The sequence below is a fragment of the Oerskovia gallyi genome, from assembly GCF_014836745.1.
Taxonomy (GTDB): domain Bacteria; phylum Actinomycetota; class Actinomycetes; order Actinomycetales; family Cellulomonadaceae; genus Oerskovia; species Oerskovia paurometabola.
This window is the reverse complement of sequence record NZ_JACSQE010000002.1, coordinates 18750-33307: the sequence shown is the minus strand read 5'-3', so window position 1 is coordinate 33307 and position 14558 is coordinate 18750. Positions and strand designations below refer to the sequence as shown.

Genomic DNA, 14558 nt, shown 5'->3' with positions numbered 1-14558 from the left:
CCCAGGGAGGGGCGTTCGTCCCGTGGGGCCCGGTGACCTTCGGGACGGCTCGTACCATGCCGACGTCTAGGCCAGCAGGTCCAGCACGGCGCGCTCGGACGCGGCCTGGCCGCGCCGCCTGCCCAGGAGCGGCGCGATGGTCTGCCCCCGCTCCCAGAGGTCGATCAGTCGCGGGTCGATGTACGACGACCGCGCGACGGCCGGGGTGTTGCCCAGCTCCTCGGCGACGTCCCGGACCACGCCCGCGACCACGGCCCGCCGGGCGCGGGCCGAGGCGGGCGGCGCGCCCGCGTCCGCGAGGGCACGGGCCGCGAGGACCGTGGCGTGCCAGGTGCGGAAGTCCTTCGCGGTCGCGTCCTCGCCCAGGCGCTCCTTGAGGTAGGCGGTCACGTCCGCGCTCGTCACGTCGTGCCAGACGACGCCGCCCGGCGTCTCCTCGCGCCACGCGAGCAGGTCGCCCGCGTCCCGACGCCGCACGAGCGTCGTGACGATCTCGCGGACCCGTTCGTCCTCGACGACGACGTCGCGCACCTGCCCCGACTTCGCGGGGTAGTGGAAGTGGACCGAGCCGTCGCGCCGCACGCGCACGTGCTCGGTACGCAGCGTCGCGAGCCCGTAGCTGCCGTTCTGCCGCGCGTACGCCTCGCTGCCCGCCCGGAAGTACGCGAGGTCCAGGAGCCGGAACGCGAGCGCGAGGACCTTGTCCCGGGGCATGCCGTCCAGCGCGAGGTCCTTGGCGACCCGGCGGCGTGCGGCAGGGAGCCGGGCACCGACCTCGAGGACGTGGTCGAACTTGCGACGGTTCCGGCGCTCGCGCCACTGCTCGTGGTAGACGTACTGGCCGCGCCCCGCCGCGTCGTAGCCGAACGCCTGGATGTGACCGTCCGGGTACCGGCAGATCCACACCTGGGACCAGGCGGGCGGGACGACCAGGCGCGTGCACCGCGCGAGCTCGTCCGGGTCGGTCAAGCGGGAGCCGTCCACGTCGAGGTACGAGAACCCCTTGCCGTGGCGGCGTCGGCCGTACCCGGGAGAGGAGACCGAGACGCGGCGCAGGCGGACCATCCGGTCATCCTGCCCCGCGTCCCGGCGACTCGCTCGTCAGCGGTCCGGTCAGACCGGCAGCCGCAGCATGCCCTCCTGCGCGATGCTCGCCACGAGGCGACCGTCGCGCGTGAAGACGCGTGCGGCGCCCAGGCCCCGCCCGCCCTGCGCGCTCGGGGAGGACTGGACGTAGAGGAGCCACTCGTCGACGCGAGCGTCGCGGTGCCACCACATGGCGTGGTCGAGGCTCGCGATCGAGGCACCGGGAGTGACCCAGCTGGACCCGGTCTTGCGCAGCACGGGCTCGAGCATGATCTGGTCGCACGCGTACGCCATGAGGGCGCGGTGCAGGAGCTGGTCGCCCTCGACGGGCCCGCGGGCCTTCATCCACACCATCTGCTGGTCGGTGCGCTCGGCACCCGGGCCCAGGTAGAGCGAGCCGCCCACGTGGCGCAGGTCGAACGCGGCCTCGTGCGAGCGCGAGCGCGCGGCGGGGTGCGGGATCTTGCCGAGCTCGTCGAACGCCGACGGCAGGGTCTCGGGGTCCGGGGCCTCGGGCATGGGTGAGGTGTGCTCGACACCGTCCTGCTCCTCCTGGAACGACGCGATCATCGACAGGATCGGCTTGCCGTGCTGGACGGCGTGCGTGCGGCGCGCGCTGAACGAGCGGCCGTCGCGCAGCTTCTCGACCGCGAACTCGATGGGGGCGTCGAGGTCGCCCGCGCGCAGGAAGTACCCGTGCATCGAGTGGGGCCGACGGTCGCCCTCGACCGTCAGGCCCGCGGCGATGAGCGCCTGGGCGAGCACCTGACCGCCGTAGATCCGGGCGTTGGGCTGGTCGACGCTCAGGCCGCCGAAGCGCACGTCGGCGCCGTCGGAACGCGAGTCGTCGGCGGGCTTCTCCTCGAGCCGGAGCGCGCGCAGCAGGTTGCCGAGCGGGTCGCGCGCGAGCTCGTCCGCCGTGACCTTGGTACGCAAGGGCTCGGGCTGGTCGCGTTGCTCGGACTGGTGGGCGCGGGGGGCCGTCACGTCGGTCACGTCACTCCTCGAAGGTGTTGATCAGCGAGTGGGCGGCACGTTCCAGGTAGTCCCAGAGCGTGGCCTCGTGCAGCGGGGCGAGGTCGAGCGAGTCGACGCCGGCACGCATGTGCGCGAGCCAGCGGTCCCTCGCGTCGGGGTTGACCTTGAAGGGGGCGTGGCGCATGCGCAGGCGGGGGTGGCCGCGCTGCTCCGAGTAGGTCGTGGGGCCGCCCCAGTACTGCTCGAGGAACATGGTGAGCCGGACCTTGGCGGGGCCGAGGTCCTCCTCGGGATACATGGGCTTGAGCACGGGGTCCGCGGCCACGCCCTCGTAGAACACGTCGACGAGCCGCACGAAGGTCTCGTGCCCCCCGATCGCGTCGTAGAAGCTGTCCGAGGACGCGACGGACTCGCGCAGGCGCGGGGTCGCGGCGCTCACCGGGAGGGCAGCGGGAGAGCCGCCTGGCAGCGGTGCGGGCGTGCCGCCGGGGGCAGGGACGGGATCGCTGGTCACGCGGCCATCATCCCACCCGGTCGCGCACGCCCGGGCGTCCGGGCGACGTGACGCTCGCCGCTGTCGGGCTCCTCACAGCCCCAGCTCGTCGAGCTGCGGGAGGGCTGCCCGGACCGAGGCGCGTGCGTCGGCCGCGCTCTCGGCCGCCAGGGCGAGCTGTGCGACCTCGCGGCACTCGGCGATCGTCACCGCGCCCAGCAGCGCGGCGACGTCGGGGATCGCGCGCGCCGTCATCGACAGCGAGGACACGCCCAGCCCGACGAGCACGGCCGCGAGCACGGGGTTCGACGCCGCCTCACCGCACACGCCCACGGGCCGCCCCTGGAGGTCCCCGCCGCGGCAGGTCGCGGCGACGAGCTGGAGGACTGCGGGCTGCCACGGGTCGCTCAGCTCGGCGAGCGAGCCGAGGAGGCGGTCGGCCGCCATGGTGTACTGCGTGAGGTCGTTGGTGCCGATCGAGGCGAAGTGCGCGCGGGCGAGCACGGGACCGGCGAGCAGGGCTGCGCTGGGCACCTCGATCATGACGCCCGCGGTGTCGAGCCCGTGGGCCGCGCACCGGGACACGAACCACTCGGCCTCGGCGACGGTCGAGACCATGGGGGCCATGACCCACACCACGGCCTCCTCGGCCGCGGCCGCGAGCGAGACGGCCTCGAGCTGCTGCTCCAGGAGGTCGGGCCACTTCTCGGCCGTGCGCAGCCCGCGCACCCCCAGGGCCGGGTTCTCCTCGTCGTCGACCGACAGGAAGTGCAGGGGCTTGTCCGCGCCCGAGTCGAGGGTACGGATCACGACCTTGCGGCCGGGGAAGGCGTGGAAGACCGTCCGGTAGGCCGCGACCTGCTCGTCGACCGTCGGCGGTTCCTCGCGGTCGAGGAAGGCGAACTCGGAGCGGAAGAGCCCCACGCCCTCGGCCCCGGCGGCCGCGGCGGGCTCGGCCCCCGCGGGGTCGCCGATGTTGGCGAGGAGCTGGACCCGGTGGCCGTCCGCGGTGCGTCCTTCTCCCGAGAAGGTCCGCACGGTCGCGGCGAGCGCCCGTGCGGTCGCGACCTGCTCGTCGGTGGGGTGCACGAGCACGGTCCCGGCCGACCCGTCCACGAGGACCGTGTCTCCCGCGTTGAGCGCCTCGCTCGCGCCGACCGCGGCGACCACCGCGGGGATGCCCATGGCGTTCGCGACGATGGCGGTGTGCGACGTGGGGCCGGCGCCGTCGGTCACGATCGCGAGCACGCGTGCCGGGTCGAGGCCCGCGGTCACCGACGGGGCCAGGTCGAGCGCGACGAGCACGAACGGTTCGGGGTGGTCCGGGACCCCCGGCGCGGGGCGGCCCGAGAGCGCGGCGACGATCCGGTCGCGCACGTCCGCGATGTCACGCGCACGCTCGGCGAAGTACCCGCCGAGGGCCTCGAACTGCTGCGCGACGGAGTCGGCGGCCTCCCACACGGCGCGCTCGGCGATCAGGTGCTCGTCGACCACGCGCCGTGCGGCGTCGCCCGCGAGCGTCGGGTCGGCGGCCATCGCGGCCGTGGCCTCCAGCACGTCGCGCGTGTCCCCGGAGGCGGCAGCCGCGGCCCGTTCGAGGTCGGCCTGCACCTGGGCAGCCGCTACCGGGATGCGGTCGGCCTCGGCGCGCAGGTCGGCCGTGGGGCGCAGGCGGAGCCCGGGGGAGGGCTCGGCGAGCGGTTCGGGCAGGAAGACGACCGGTCCGACGACCTTCCCGGGGCACACCCCGATGCCGGTGATCGTCCGCTGTTCCTCGCTGGCCACGACGTCCTCCTGAGCTCGCCCGGTCCCGGCGGTCGGCCGGGTTCCCCTACCTGGCAGTGTTCCCCAGCCGTGAGCGGAGCGCCAAGCGGGCACCCGGTCGCCGCGGGCGTGCGCGCAGGTGGCGCGCGGCGTCGTCGGGCAGGGGAAATCGCCCGCCCTTGTCCCTCACCGCGCCGGGTCGTGAGACTAGGGTGGGAGGAAGAGGCCTGCTCGCAGGCCGTCGCCCCGGCAATGGCGCCCCGCAGCACAGGAGTCAGGAGTTCGTAGATGAGCAAGGCACAGCAGATCCTCGAGGCGCTCGGCGGACAGTCGAACGTGGTCGACCTCGAACCCTGCATCACCCGGCTGCGCGTCGAGGTGACCAACCCCGCGCTCGTCGACGAGGTCGGGCTCAAGGCCACGGGTGCGTTCGGCGTGGTCCGCTCGGGCAAGGTCATCCAGGTGATCGTGGGACCCGAGGCAGACAACCTCGCCGCCGAGCTCGACACCCTGCGCTGACCCGAGCAGATGCCACCGACCGTTCCTCCCGCGAGGGCCGGCTCGTCGACCGACGAGCCGGTCCTGCGCGTCGGAGCACCGCTGAGCGGCACGGTCGTGGCTCTGGCCGACGTCCCTGACCCCGTGTTCGCGCAGTCCTTCGCGGGGCCCGGCCTCGCGATCGAACCCGCGGTGGACCCAGACGGCATCGCGACCGTCGTGGCCCCCGCCGCGGGCACGGTCGGTTCCCTCTTCCCGCACGCCTTCGCGCTCGAGGCCTCGGGCGGACGCACGATCCTCGTCCACCTGGGCATCGACACCGTGAGGCTCGGGGGAGAGGGCTTCCAGCTCCACGTCGAACCCGGAGACCGGGTGGAGGCCGGTACGACCCTGCTCTCCTGGGAGCCGCCGCGCGTGGCCGCGCTGGGGCTCTCGACCCTCTGCTCGGTCATCGCCCTCCAGGGCGACCCGTCGCTCCTGACGCTGCTGGTCGAACCCGGCCGGACGGTCGGCGCCGGAGAACCCGTCCTGTCCTGGACCTGACGACCGAGCAGGCTACCGGTCGGACTGCGAGGGGTCGTCCCGCAGCGTGTCGCGGGTCTGGACCGAGTCCTTGACCTGCACCTCGTCCTTCGGCTGCACCGCGTCACGAGCCTGCAGGGAGTCCTGGTTCTGTGCGGTGTCGCGGTTGTTCACCGCGTCTCGGGCGACGGACCCGGCGGGCACCGGGGGAGTGCCGTGGGCAGGCACCTGGGCCGGTCCGGGCGCCGCGGCCGCCACCGGGGCCGCCAACGGGGCCGCCAACGAGGGAGCCTCGTCGGCGACAGCCGGACGCTCGGCCCCGGCCAGCGGCACGTCGGCTGCGGCGAGGCGCTCGCGGACGGTCGTGCGCAGCGCGCGGGAGATCTCGCCCTGCATCGACGCCTGGGTCTTGACCGAGACCTTGAGGACCATCTCCTCGGGCGTCATGGACTCGATGCCGGACACGGCCGGCTGCTCCAGGAGGTAGGTGCCGAGCACGGGGTCCGCGGCGACCGCCTCGCCGGACTCGCGCAGCACCCGCTCGACCTGGGCGAGGTCCGCGAAGTACGCGACGTGCACCTCGGCCGAGGCGCGGCCCCACTCCTGCGACTTGTTGCCCGTGCGCAGGATCTCGCCGTTGCGGATGTACCAGAGGGTGCCGTCGCCGTCGCGGACCTTGGTGACGCGCAGCGCGACCTCCTCGACCGTCCCGGACACGACCCCGAAGTCGACCGAGTCGCCCACGCCGTACTGGTCCTCCAGCAGCATGAACGTGCCCGACAGGAAGTCCTTGACGAGGCTCTGCGCACCGAAGCCCAGGGCCACGCCCACGATCCCGGCCGACGCGAGGAACGGGGCGATGTTCATGCCCAGCTCGGTCAGGACCATGAGGACGATCGTGGTCCCCACGAGGATGTTGGCGGTCGAGCGCAGCACCGAGCCGATCGTGCGGGCCCGCTGGGCGCGACGGGCGTTCGCGAGCGGGTTGGCGCGCAGCAGGACGTTGCCCACCGCGGACTGGCTGAGGCCCTTGAGACCCTTCATGCCGCGCCGCTCGGTCAGGGGCGTGCCGTCGGCGATGTGCTCGGCGACGCGGTTGATCAGTCGGCGAAGGATCGCGAGCAGGATCGAACCGATCACGACGATGAGGATGATCCTCAGGGGGGTGCCGAGGAACCACTCGAGCCAGACGTTGGCCTGTCCGGCGATCTGGTCGCCGAGGTCTGTGGGGGACGGGGTCGGAGAAGCCATCTGGGCAGGCTACCCGCCCCGACGCGCCCCCCGACGGCGTCTCTCGCCGCACGTGACGAGCCTCACCGGGAGCCGGCGGGCGGGTCCTGCGGAGGGCCTGTGTGGAGGGTGGGCGGGCGGTGTGCGCACGTGCTCGAGGGGCTGAACCTGGCGACCACGCGCGCCACACCGCGCCCAAGGTCTGCCGTCGCCCCCGCGCTCTGGCAGGATCACCCTCGTGAGCGTTCCACAACATGTCACGGCCGACGTGCCCGAACCGCTGGTCCAGCTGGCCGCGGCCCATGGCGTCGCGCCCGACTTCTGGGGCTTCGACGGCACGCAGCGCCAGGTGAGCGCGCAGACGCTCGTCGCGGTGCTCGAGGCGCTGGGCGTGCCGGCGTCGTCCCCCGAGAAGGTCGCCGTGAGCCTCGAGCACTCGGTCGACGACGAGTGGCGGCAGATGCTGCCCCCGACGGTCGTGGTGCGACAGGGCGACGAGGTGCGGTTCCCGGTGCACGTCGCGGACGGCGCGTCGGTCGAGGTGTGGGCAGAGCTCGAGCCCGTCGAGGGTCCGGGCTACCGGTCGACGGCCCCCGCGGTGCGGGAGCGCCGCGCGCTGGCGCAGGTCGACGCGTACGTCGAGCCCCGCACGGTCGACGGGCGGGCGATCGGGCGGGCGACGTTCGCGGTCCCGGCAGACCTCCCGCTGGGCTGGCACGAGATCCACGCGGCGAGCGAGGGCACGCAGGCGCGGGCCACCCTCGTCGTGACACCGCAGCGGCTCGAGCTGCCCGAGGTCGTGCGCGAGCGGCGGGCGTGGGGGCTCATGGCCCAGCTCTACTCGGTGCGGTCCAAGGCGTCCTGGGGCGTCGGGGACCTCGCGGACCTCGCGGACCTCGCCTGGCTCGGCGCGCACCGGGCGGGGGCCGACTTCGTCCTCGTCAACCCGTTGGCCGCGGCCGAACCCCGCACTCCCATGACCCCGTCCCCGTACCTGCCGACGAGCAGGCGCTTCGTGAACCCGCTGTACATCCGGGTCGAGGACGTGCGCGAGACGGGCTACCTGTCCGCGGCGGACCGTTCGCTCGTCGAGTGGGCGTTCGACCCGGTCCGTGACCTGAGCGCCGACGCCGGCCCGATCGACCGCGACGCCGCGTGGGAGGCCAAGAAGGCCGCCCTCGAGGTCGTGTTCGCGGCGCCCCGGTCGACCGCTCGCCAGGCGGCGTTCGACGCGTTCCGCGCCGAGCAGGGCAAGGGGCTCGAGGACTTCGCGACCTGGTGCACGCTCGCCGACCACTTCGGCGACCGCGACTGGCCACCGCAGGCGCTCGACCCGTCGTCGCCCGCGATCGCCGCGCTGCGCGAGCAGCTCGACGACCAGGTCGAGTTCTACTGCTGGCTCCAGTGGGTCGCCGACGAGCAGCTCGAGGTCGCGCAGCGCACGGCCCTCGACGCCGGCATGTCGATCGGGATCATGCACGACCTCGCGGTCGGCGTGCACCCGCACGGGGCCGACGCCTGGGCGCACCACGACGTCCTCGCGGGCGGCGTGACGGTCGGCGCACCGCCCGACATGTACAACCAGCAGGGCCAGAACTGGTCGCAGCCGCCGTGGGACCCCCGTGCTCTGGCTCGTGCCGGGTACGCCCCCTTCCGCGACCTGCTCCGTACCGTGCTGCGGCACGCGGGCGCGGTCCGGGTCGACCACGTCATCGGCCTGTTCCGGCTCTGGTGGATCCCGGGCGCGGCGCGCGCCGACGCCGGAGCCTACGTCCGCTACGACCACGAGGCGCTCGTGGGCATCCTGTGCCTCGAGGCCCAGCGCGCCGGTGCGCTGGTGATCGGCGAGGACCTCGGGGTGTACGAGCCCTGGGTCCGCGACTACCTGGCCGAGCGTGGCATCCTCGGCACCTCGGTGCTGTGGTTCGAGAAGGGCGAGGGCGGCCGCCCGCTCGCCCCTGAGGCGTACCGCCGACTCGCGCTGGCCACGGTCACGACGCACGACCTGCCGCCGACCGCGGGCTACCTCGCGGGCGAGCACGTCGACCTGCGCGAACGGCTGGGCCTGCTCACCGAGTCGGCGATGCAGGTCCGCCAGGCGGCGCGTGCGGAACGCGACGGCATGGTCGCGCTCCTCGCCGAGCGCGGGCTGATCGGTGAGGACCCGTCCGAGCGCGAGCTCGTCGAGGCGCTGCACGTCCTGATCGCCCAGACGCCCGCCGTGCTGGTCGGCGTATCGCTCGCCGACGCGGTGGGGGAGCGTCGCACGCAGAACCAGCCGGGGACGGACCAGGAGTACCCCAACTGGAAGGTGCCGCTGGGGGACTCGTCGGGAAACGTGGTGCTGCTCGAGGACCTCTTCGACAACGCCCGGCTGCTCTCGCTCGCGAAGGTCATGCGGGAGTCGATGTCTTCTCCGCCGAGGTAGACCTCGGCCAGCGGTCGACAGCGGAGACGGCGGACGCCGGGGTGGAGGGAACCGTCCCTCCACCCCGGCGTCCGCCGTTCGTCAGTGCGTCAGTGCGTCAGGAGTCCGCGCCCTGCGCGGTGAGCGCCCGCTCCACGCCCGCGAGGTTCTCGACGACCAGGCGTCGCAGCGCCGGGGCCGCGTCGGTGTGGGCGTCGAGCCAGGCCTGCGTCGCGTCGCGCAGATCGGCGTTCGCGAGCGGCGCGGGGTAGAGGCCCACGACGAGCGTCTCGGCGATGTGGTAGCTCCGCTCGGCCCACAGCGTGGTCAACGAGGAGAAGTACTTCTCGACCAGGGGCGCCAGGACCGCAGGGTCGTTGACGTGCTGGAAGCCCTGCGTCGTGGCGCGCACGATCGCGTTGGGCGCCTCGTCCGAGTCCACGAGGGACGCGAACGCGGCGAGCTTGGCCTCGGTCGTGGGCGCGGTCGCGGTCGCGCGGGCCGCGGACTGCTGACCCGTGGCCGTGTGGTCCTGCGCGAGCGCGGCGTCGACCTCGGCCTGGTCCGCACGACCCAGGAGGACGAGGCCCTCGAGGATCTCCCAGCGCAGGTCGGTGTCGATCTCGAGGCCGTCCAGGGCGAGGGAGCCGTCGAGCAGCCCGCGCAGCGCGTCGGCGTGGGCCGGCGTCGAGGCGAGGTGCGCGAAGAACTTCACGAACTGGAACTGGGAGTCCGTGCCGGCCTGGGCCGACTGCGCGAGACGCCACAGCTCGTCGCCGACGACCGCGAGCGTCGCCGCCTGCTTGCCGGGCGTCACGTAGGACTTCGCGGCCAGCGCGAGCTGGTTGAGCGTCGTGCGGATCGTCGTCGACTCGGTCTCGCTGGCGATGTTGCCCAGGACCAGGCGCACGTACTCGCTCGCGGGCGTCTCGCCGTCGCGCGTCGCGTCCCACACCGAGCCCCACACGAGCGAGCGTGCGAGCGGGTCCGTGATGTCGGCGAGGTGCTCGACCGCGACCGCGAGCGACGCCTCGTCGAGACGGATCTTGGCGTACGCGAGGTCGTCGTCGTTGAGCAGGACCAGCTGCGGGCGGTCGAGCCCCGCGAGCCCGGGGACCTCGGTGCGCTCGCCGTCGACGTCGATCTCGACGCGGTGCTCGCGCACCAGGTTCCCGTCGACCACGTTGTAGAAGCCGATCGCGAGGCGGTGGGGGCGGATCGTCGGGTAGTCGGCCGGCGCCTCCTGGAGCACCGCGAACGACACGATGCGTCCGTGCGCGTCGAGCTCGATCTCGGGGCGCAGCGTGTTGACGCCCGCGGTCTCGAGCCACAGCCGCGCCCACGAGCCGAGCTCGCGACCGCTCGTGGCCTCGAGCTCGGTGAGCAGGTCCGTGAGCTCGGTGTTCTTGTACTCGTGCTTCTTGAAGTACTGCGCCACACCGGCCATGAACGCGTCGATGCCGACCCAGGCCACGAGCTGCTTGAGGACCGAGCCGCCCTTGGCGTAGGTGATGCCGTCGAAGTTGACCTGCACGTCCTCGAGGTCGTTGATGGTCGCGACGATCGGGTGCGTGGAGGGGAGCTGGTCCTGGCGGTAGGCCCAGGACTTCTCCATGGCCGCGAACGTCGTCCAGGCCTCGTGCCACTCGGTGGCCTCGGCGGTCGCGAGCGTCGACGCCCACTCCGCGAAGGACTCGTTGAGCCACAGGTCGTTCCACCACTTCATGGTGACCAGGTCGCCGAACCACATGTGCGCGAGCTCGTGCAGGACCGTCACGACCCGACGTTCCTTGATCGCGTCCGTCACCTTGGAGCGGAAGACGTACGTCTCGGTGAACGTCACGGCGCCCGCGTTCTCCATGGCCCCGGCGTTGAACTCGGGGACGAAGAGCTGGTCGTACTTCGCGAACGGGTACGGGTAGTCGAACTTCTCCTCGAAGAACGCGAAGCCCTGGCGGGTCTTCTCGAAGATGTAGTCGGCGTCGAGGTGGGGCGCGAGGGACTTGCGCGCGAACACGCCGAGCGGGATCACGCGGCCGTCCGACGAGGTCAGCTCGGAGCGCTCGACGACGTAGGGGCCCGCGACGATCGCGGTGATGTAGGTCGAGATGACCTGCGTGGGCTCGAACGTCCACGTCGAGGCGTCGACCGCGGGGTCCGTGGCGTGCGTCGCGGGGACGGGCTCGGGCGTCGGGGAGTTCGACACGACCTGCCAGGCCGAGGGGGCCGTGACGGTGAACTGGAACGTTGCCTTGAGGTCGGGCTGCTCGAACGCGGCGAACACGCGGCGCGAGTCGGGGACCTCGAACTGGCTGTACAGGTAGACCTCGCCGTCGACCGGGTCGACGAAGCGGTGCAGGCCCTCGCCCGAGTTGGTGTACGCGGCGTCCGCGACGACGCGGAGCTCGTTCTCCGCGGCGAGACCGTCGAGCTGGATGCGGGAGTCGGCGAAGACGCGGGCGACGTCGAGCTCCTCGCCGTTGAGCACGACCTCGCGCACCGTCGGCGCGATCAGGTCGATGAAGGTGCTCGCCCCGGCGGTCGCGGCGAACCGCACCACCGTGGTCGAGCCGAACGTCGTGGGTCCGGTCGTGAGGTCGAGGGCGACCTCGTAGGAACGGACGGTGACGACACCGGCGCGCTCGGCGGCTTCGGCGCGGGTGAGGTTCTCTCCGGGCACAAACATCTCCTCAGTACGGATCGGGCTGGCCGGGTGGGCCGCGTCGATTCTCCCACGGGGCGCCCCGCCGGTCGCCGTGATTGACGCACCGTCCTGCCGGTCGGAATGTCGGGGTCGTCGGGCGTGTTGAGGCTCCGGGGGAGCGGGCCCGCACCCCCTCCGGACCTTCCCACCCGCTGAGGAGACCTGCCCCGTGACTGCTGTGACGACGTCGGACACCGCGCGAGACCTGCACGAGAACGACGCGCCCGTGCGCACCGCCGACTTCTGGTTCGACCCGCTGTGTCCCTGGGCCTGGATGACGAGCCGGTGGATGGACGAGGTCTCCGCGGTCCGCGACGTGAGCGTGCGCTGGCACGTCATGAGCCTGTCGGTCCTCAACGAGGGCCGCGAGCTGCCCGAGAAGTACCAGGACCTCATGGAGCGCGGCTGGGGCCCCGTCCGGGTCGTGGTCGCGGCGCAGCAGGAGCACGGTGACGAGGTCGTCAAGCCCCTCTACGACGCGATCGGCACGCGCCTGCACCCGGGCGGGCGCAGCGACTTCGACGCCGTGATCGCCGAGGCGCTCGCCGAGGTCGGCCTGCCCGCGTCGCTCGCCGAGCACGCGACGAGCGACCGCTACGACGCCGAGCTGCGCGCCTCGCACGCCGAGGGCATCTCGCGCGTGGGCGAGGACGTGGGTACGCCCGTCGTCGCGTTCGGCGACGTCGCGTTCTTCGGCCCGGTCGTGACGCCCGCGCCCAAGGGCGAGGACGCCGGACGGCTGTGGGACGGGTGCGTCCTGGTCGCCTCGACGCCCGGCTTCTTCGAGCTCAAGCGCACGCGCACGCAGGGCCCGGTCTTCGACTGACGGGCAACACCCGGCCGTAGCGGCCGCGCTGGGCTTCCCGCCCGACGGCGCATCCTCGCTCGTGCGCGAGGGTGCGCCGTCCGTGCGCCTGGGCGACCGCGTCGGGGGAGGCTGCCGGGGCGACCGGACGAGCCGGGGCACGTGCACCGGACCCGACGGGCCGTGGAAGGATCGACGCCATGGCCTCCTGGAAGCAGCTCGTCGACGACGCCCCCGACCTCGCCGCGCGTGTGCGCTCCCGCTTCGAGGCCGCTGGTCGGCACGTCCTGGCGACACGGACGCTCACCGGCTCCCCGCGGGTCAGCGGTACCGAGGTCGGGTTCTGGCAGGACGACGTGTGGGTCGGCTCCACGTCACGCTCGGGCAGGTCGATGGACCTGCTCGTCGACCCGCGGTTCGTGCTCCACTCGAACCCCGGCGACGGCTCGCGGACCGACGGGGACGTCAAGGTCGACGGGACGGTCCGCAGCGCTCCGAAGGACGACCCGGGCCGGTCCGCGGTCCTGGCCGCGACGGGCGGAACCGAGCCGTTCCAGCTCTTCTGGCTCGACCTGTCCCGGGTCGTGCTCACGACGGTCGAGGGCGACGCGACGCGGGTCGAGACGTGGCGTCCGGGCGCCGGGGTGCAGGTCGTGGAGCAGCGGGACTGACGCAGAGGCAGGCCGGCCGCGCGGCCCCTGGGGAACCGACCTCGCGTCGGGGGCATACGGGACCGATCGGACACGTTCGCAGTTCGACCGCGGCGGGACGGCCGTGCAATGCTGCGTACTTCTGCCCCGAAAATGCGGGGTCCGAGTCCCCTGAGGAGCTGTGATGTCCGGCAACGCCCCCGTGCCTCCGCCGCCCCCGCACTCCGAGCCTGCCCAGCAGCCTCCGGTCTTCCAGCCCAGGTCGCAGCAGCCCGTGACGCCGTCGGCGAGCCCGTTGCCCCCGGTGCCGACAGCCCCCGACCAGCAGGCCACGGCGTACCAGCCGGCGCAGCCCGCCTATCAGCCGCCCGCCTACCAGCAGCCGCCGGCCCAGCCCGCGTACCAGGCGCCGCCGCCCGCGTATCAACCGCCGCCCGCGTTCGCGCCCGGCGGCGGCCAGCAGGGCGCCTACCAGGCGCAGTCGGCCGCCCCCGAGCCGGCGTACGCCCCGCAGCAGCCGGCGCAGTACGCGGCCCAGCAGCCGACGCAGTACGCGGCCCAGCCGCAGTACGCCGCGCAGCAGCCGCCGCAGCAGGCCTACCAGCCCGCCTACGCCGAGCAGCCGTCGGCCCCGGGCGGCGGCTCGGGCGGACGCCCGGGCAGCGGCAGGCGTCGCCTCAGTCCCGGGTGGATCGCCTTCATCGCGGTCGACGTGATCCTCGTCGGCATCGTGATCGCGTTCGCGATCAACCTCGCGGGGGGCGCGTCGGGCCAGGACGCGGCCGACGCGCCGGGTACGTCCGCCGAGGCGCCCGCGCAGGCACCCGACGCCCCGGTCGAGAACCCTGGCCCCGTCGCGGTCACGGGCGAGTCCGTGACGAGCCCCAGCCGGAACATCACGTGCACGATCGGCGAGCAGGGCGTCTCGTGCGGTATCGCCGAGCTCGCGACCCAGCCGGCACCGGTGGACGGGTGCACCGGCACCACGGGATACCTGGTGACGCTCACCTCGGGCGGCGTCGAGATCCCCTGCGTCCCGACCGCGGACCAGCCGAAGAAGGCCGGGGACGACGTCGCGGTGCTCGACTACGACCAGAGCAAGACCGTCGGCTCGTTCACCTGCACGAGCTCGAAGACGGGCATGCGCTGCTCCGACAGCGAGACCGGCAAGGGGTTCAACGTGGCGAAGGCCGGGCTCTCCTCGTTCTGAGCGGGGGCGGTGAGCCTCCCCGAGCAGGGCTGAGCACGCGGGAGCAGGTCCGGGAGGGCTTGCTCCCGCGGCCGCCGGTCCCTTCGCCCGCGCGACCGCCCTCGCCCGCCCGACGGCGTCGGACACCCAGGTGCGCGCCCGGGCGAGCGACGCACCCGGGGGAGCGACGCCGTCGGGCAGGGTGAACGGACCACAGGGCCGCCGCCCGCGG

General features: G+C 73.4%; 12 protein-coding genes. 6 read left to right on the top strand and 6 right to left on the bottom strand.

Features of this window, described 5'->3' with window-relative positions:
* Nucleotides 1-66 precede the first annotated feature (66 nt).
* The 4 genes from H9640_RS02570 to ptsP all read right to left on the bottom strand — a co-directional run bounded on the left by H9640_RS02570 (nucleotide 67) and on the right by ptsP (nucleotide 4342).
* Nucleotides 67-1065: a DNA topoisomerase IB gene (locus H9640_RS02570; RefSeq protein ID WP_191789192.1), complete on the bottom strand. Its 999-nt coding sequence runs from the start codon at nucleotides 1063-1065 to the stop codon at nucleotides 67-69.
* A 48-nt stretch (nucleotides 1066-1113) separates the two neighbouring features.
* Nucleotides 1114-2022: an acyl-CoA thioesterase gene (locus H9640_RS02565; RefSeq protein ID WP_191789447.1), complete on the bottom strand. Its 909-nt coding sequence runs from the start codon at nucleotides 2020-2022 to the stop codon at nucleotides 1114-1116.
* Nucleotides 2023-2083: 61 nt separating this feature from the next.
* Entirely contained in the window at nucleotides 2084-2482 is a 399-nt protein-coding gene (locus H9640_RS02560) for a globin (protein ID WP_030150930.1), read from the bottom strand.
* 168 nt (nucleotides 2483-2650) lie between these two features.
* Entirely contained in the window at nucleotides 2651-4342 is a 1692-nt protein-coding gene (gene ptsP, locus H9640_RS02555; RefSeq protein ID WP_191789191.1) for a phosphoenolpyruvate--protein phosphotransferase, read from the bottom strand.
* 267 nt (nucleotides 4343-4609) lie between these two features.
* Here ptsP and H9640_RS02550 point away from each other — a divergent pair, with 267 nt between their 5' ends.
* Both H9640_RS02550 and H9640_RS02545 read left to right on the top strand, forming a co-directional pair.
* On the top strand, nucleotides 4610-4840 hold the full coding sequence (locus H9640_RS02550; RefSeq protein ID WP_191789190.1) for a glucose PTS transporter subunit EIIB: 231 nt from the start codon (nucleotides 4610-4612) through the stop codon (nucleotides 4838-4840).
* A gap of 9 nt (nucleotides 4841-4849) precedes the next feature.
* Entirely contained in the window at nucleotides 4850-5362 is a 513-nt protein-coding gene (locus H9640_RS02545; protein WP_191789189.1) for a PTS sugar transporter subunit IIA, read from the top strand.
* Between the two features lie 12 nt (nucleotides 5363-5374).
* On the opposite strand, the gene H9640_RS02540 is transcribed toward H9640_RS02545, so the two are convergent.
* On the bottom strand, nucleotides 5375-6592 hold the full coding sequence (locus H9640_RS02540; protein WP_191789188.1) for a mechanosensitive ion channel family protein: 1218 nt from the start codon (nucleotides 6590-6592) through the stop codon (nucleotides 5375-5377).
* A 217-nt stretch (nucleotides 6593-6809) separates the two neighbouring features.
* On the opposite strand from H9640_RS02540, the gene malQ reads away from it, so the two are divergent.
* Nucleotides 6810-8999 (top strand): 4-alpha-glucanotransferase, encoded by a 2190-nt coding sequence (gene malQ / locus H9640_RS02535; protein ID WP_191789187.1) that lies wholly within the window; start codon nucleotides 6810-6812, stop codon nucleotides 8997-8999.
* A gap of 97 nt (nucleotides 9000-9096) precedes the next feature.
* Here the strand turns inward: malQ and pepN are convergent, their stop codons facing one another.
* Entirely contained in the window at nucleotides 9097-11658 is a 2562-nt protein-coding gene (gene pepN, locus H9640_RS02530) for an aminopeptidase N (protein ID WP_191789186.1), read from the bottom strand.
* 202 nt (nucleotides 11659-11860) lie between these two features.
* Here pepN and H9640_RS02525 point away from each other — a divergent pair, with 202 nt between their 5' ends.
* The 3 genes from H9640_RS02525 to H9640_RS02515 all read left to right on the top strand — a co-directional run bounded on the left by H9640_RS02525 (nucleotide 11861) and on the right by H9640_RS02515 (nucleotide 14347).
* Nucleotides 11861-12508 carry a mycothiol-dependent nitroreductase Rv2466c family protein gene (locus H9640_RS02525; RefSeq protein ID WP_400274867.1) on the top strand — a complete coding sequence of 216 codons (648 nt, stop codon included), beginning with the start codon at nucleotides 11861-11863 and terminating at the stop codon, nucleotides 12506-12508.
* Nucleotides 12509-12687: 179 nt separating this feature from the next.
* On the top strand, nucleotides 12688-13158 hold the full coding sequence (locus H9640_RS02520; protein ID WP_191789185.1) for a pyridoxamine 5'-phosphate oxidase family protein: 471 nt from the start codon (nucleotides 12688-12690) through the stop codon (nucleotides 13156-13158).
* A 163-nt stretch (nucleotides 13159-13321) separates the two neighbouring features.
* Entirely contained in the window at nucleotides 13322-14347 is a 1026-nt protein-coding gene (locus tag H9640_RS02515) for a hypothetical protein (protein WP_191789184.1), read from the top strand.
* The last annotated feature ends 211 nt before the right edge of the window (nucleotides 14348-14558 follow it).

Bases quoted from the DNA above. Each gene is read 5' to 3' on its own strand.
- H9640_RS02570 (WP_191789192.1), bottom strand. From the start codon at position 1,065: ATGGTCCGCCTGCGCCGCGTCTCGGTCTCCTCTCCCGGGTACGGCCGA.
- H9640_RS02550 (WP_191789190.1), top strand. From the start codon at position 4,610: ATGAGCAAGGCACAGCAGATCCTCGAGGCGCTCGGCGGACAGTCGAAC.
- H9640_RS02545 (WP_191789189.1), top strand. From the start codon at position 4,850: ATGCCACCGACCGTTCCTCCCGCGAGGGCCGGCTCGTCGACCGACGAG.
- H9640_RS02540 (WP_191789188.1), bottom strand. From the start codon at position 6,592: ATGGCTTCTCCGACCCCGTCCCCCACAGACCTCGGCGACCAGATCGCC.
- H9640_RS02520 (WP_191789185.1), top strand. From the start codon at position 12,688: ATGGCCTCCTGGAAGCAGCTCGTCGACGACGCCCCCGACCTCGCCGCG.
- H9640_RS02515 (WP_191789184.1), top strand. From the start codon at position 13,322: ATGTCCGGCAACGCCCCCGTGCCTCCGCCGCCCCCGCACTCCGAGCCT.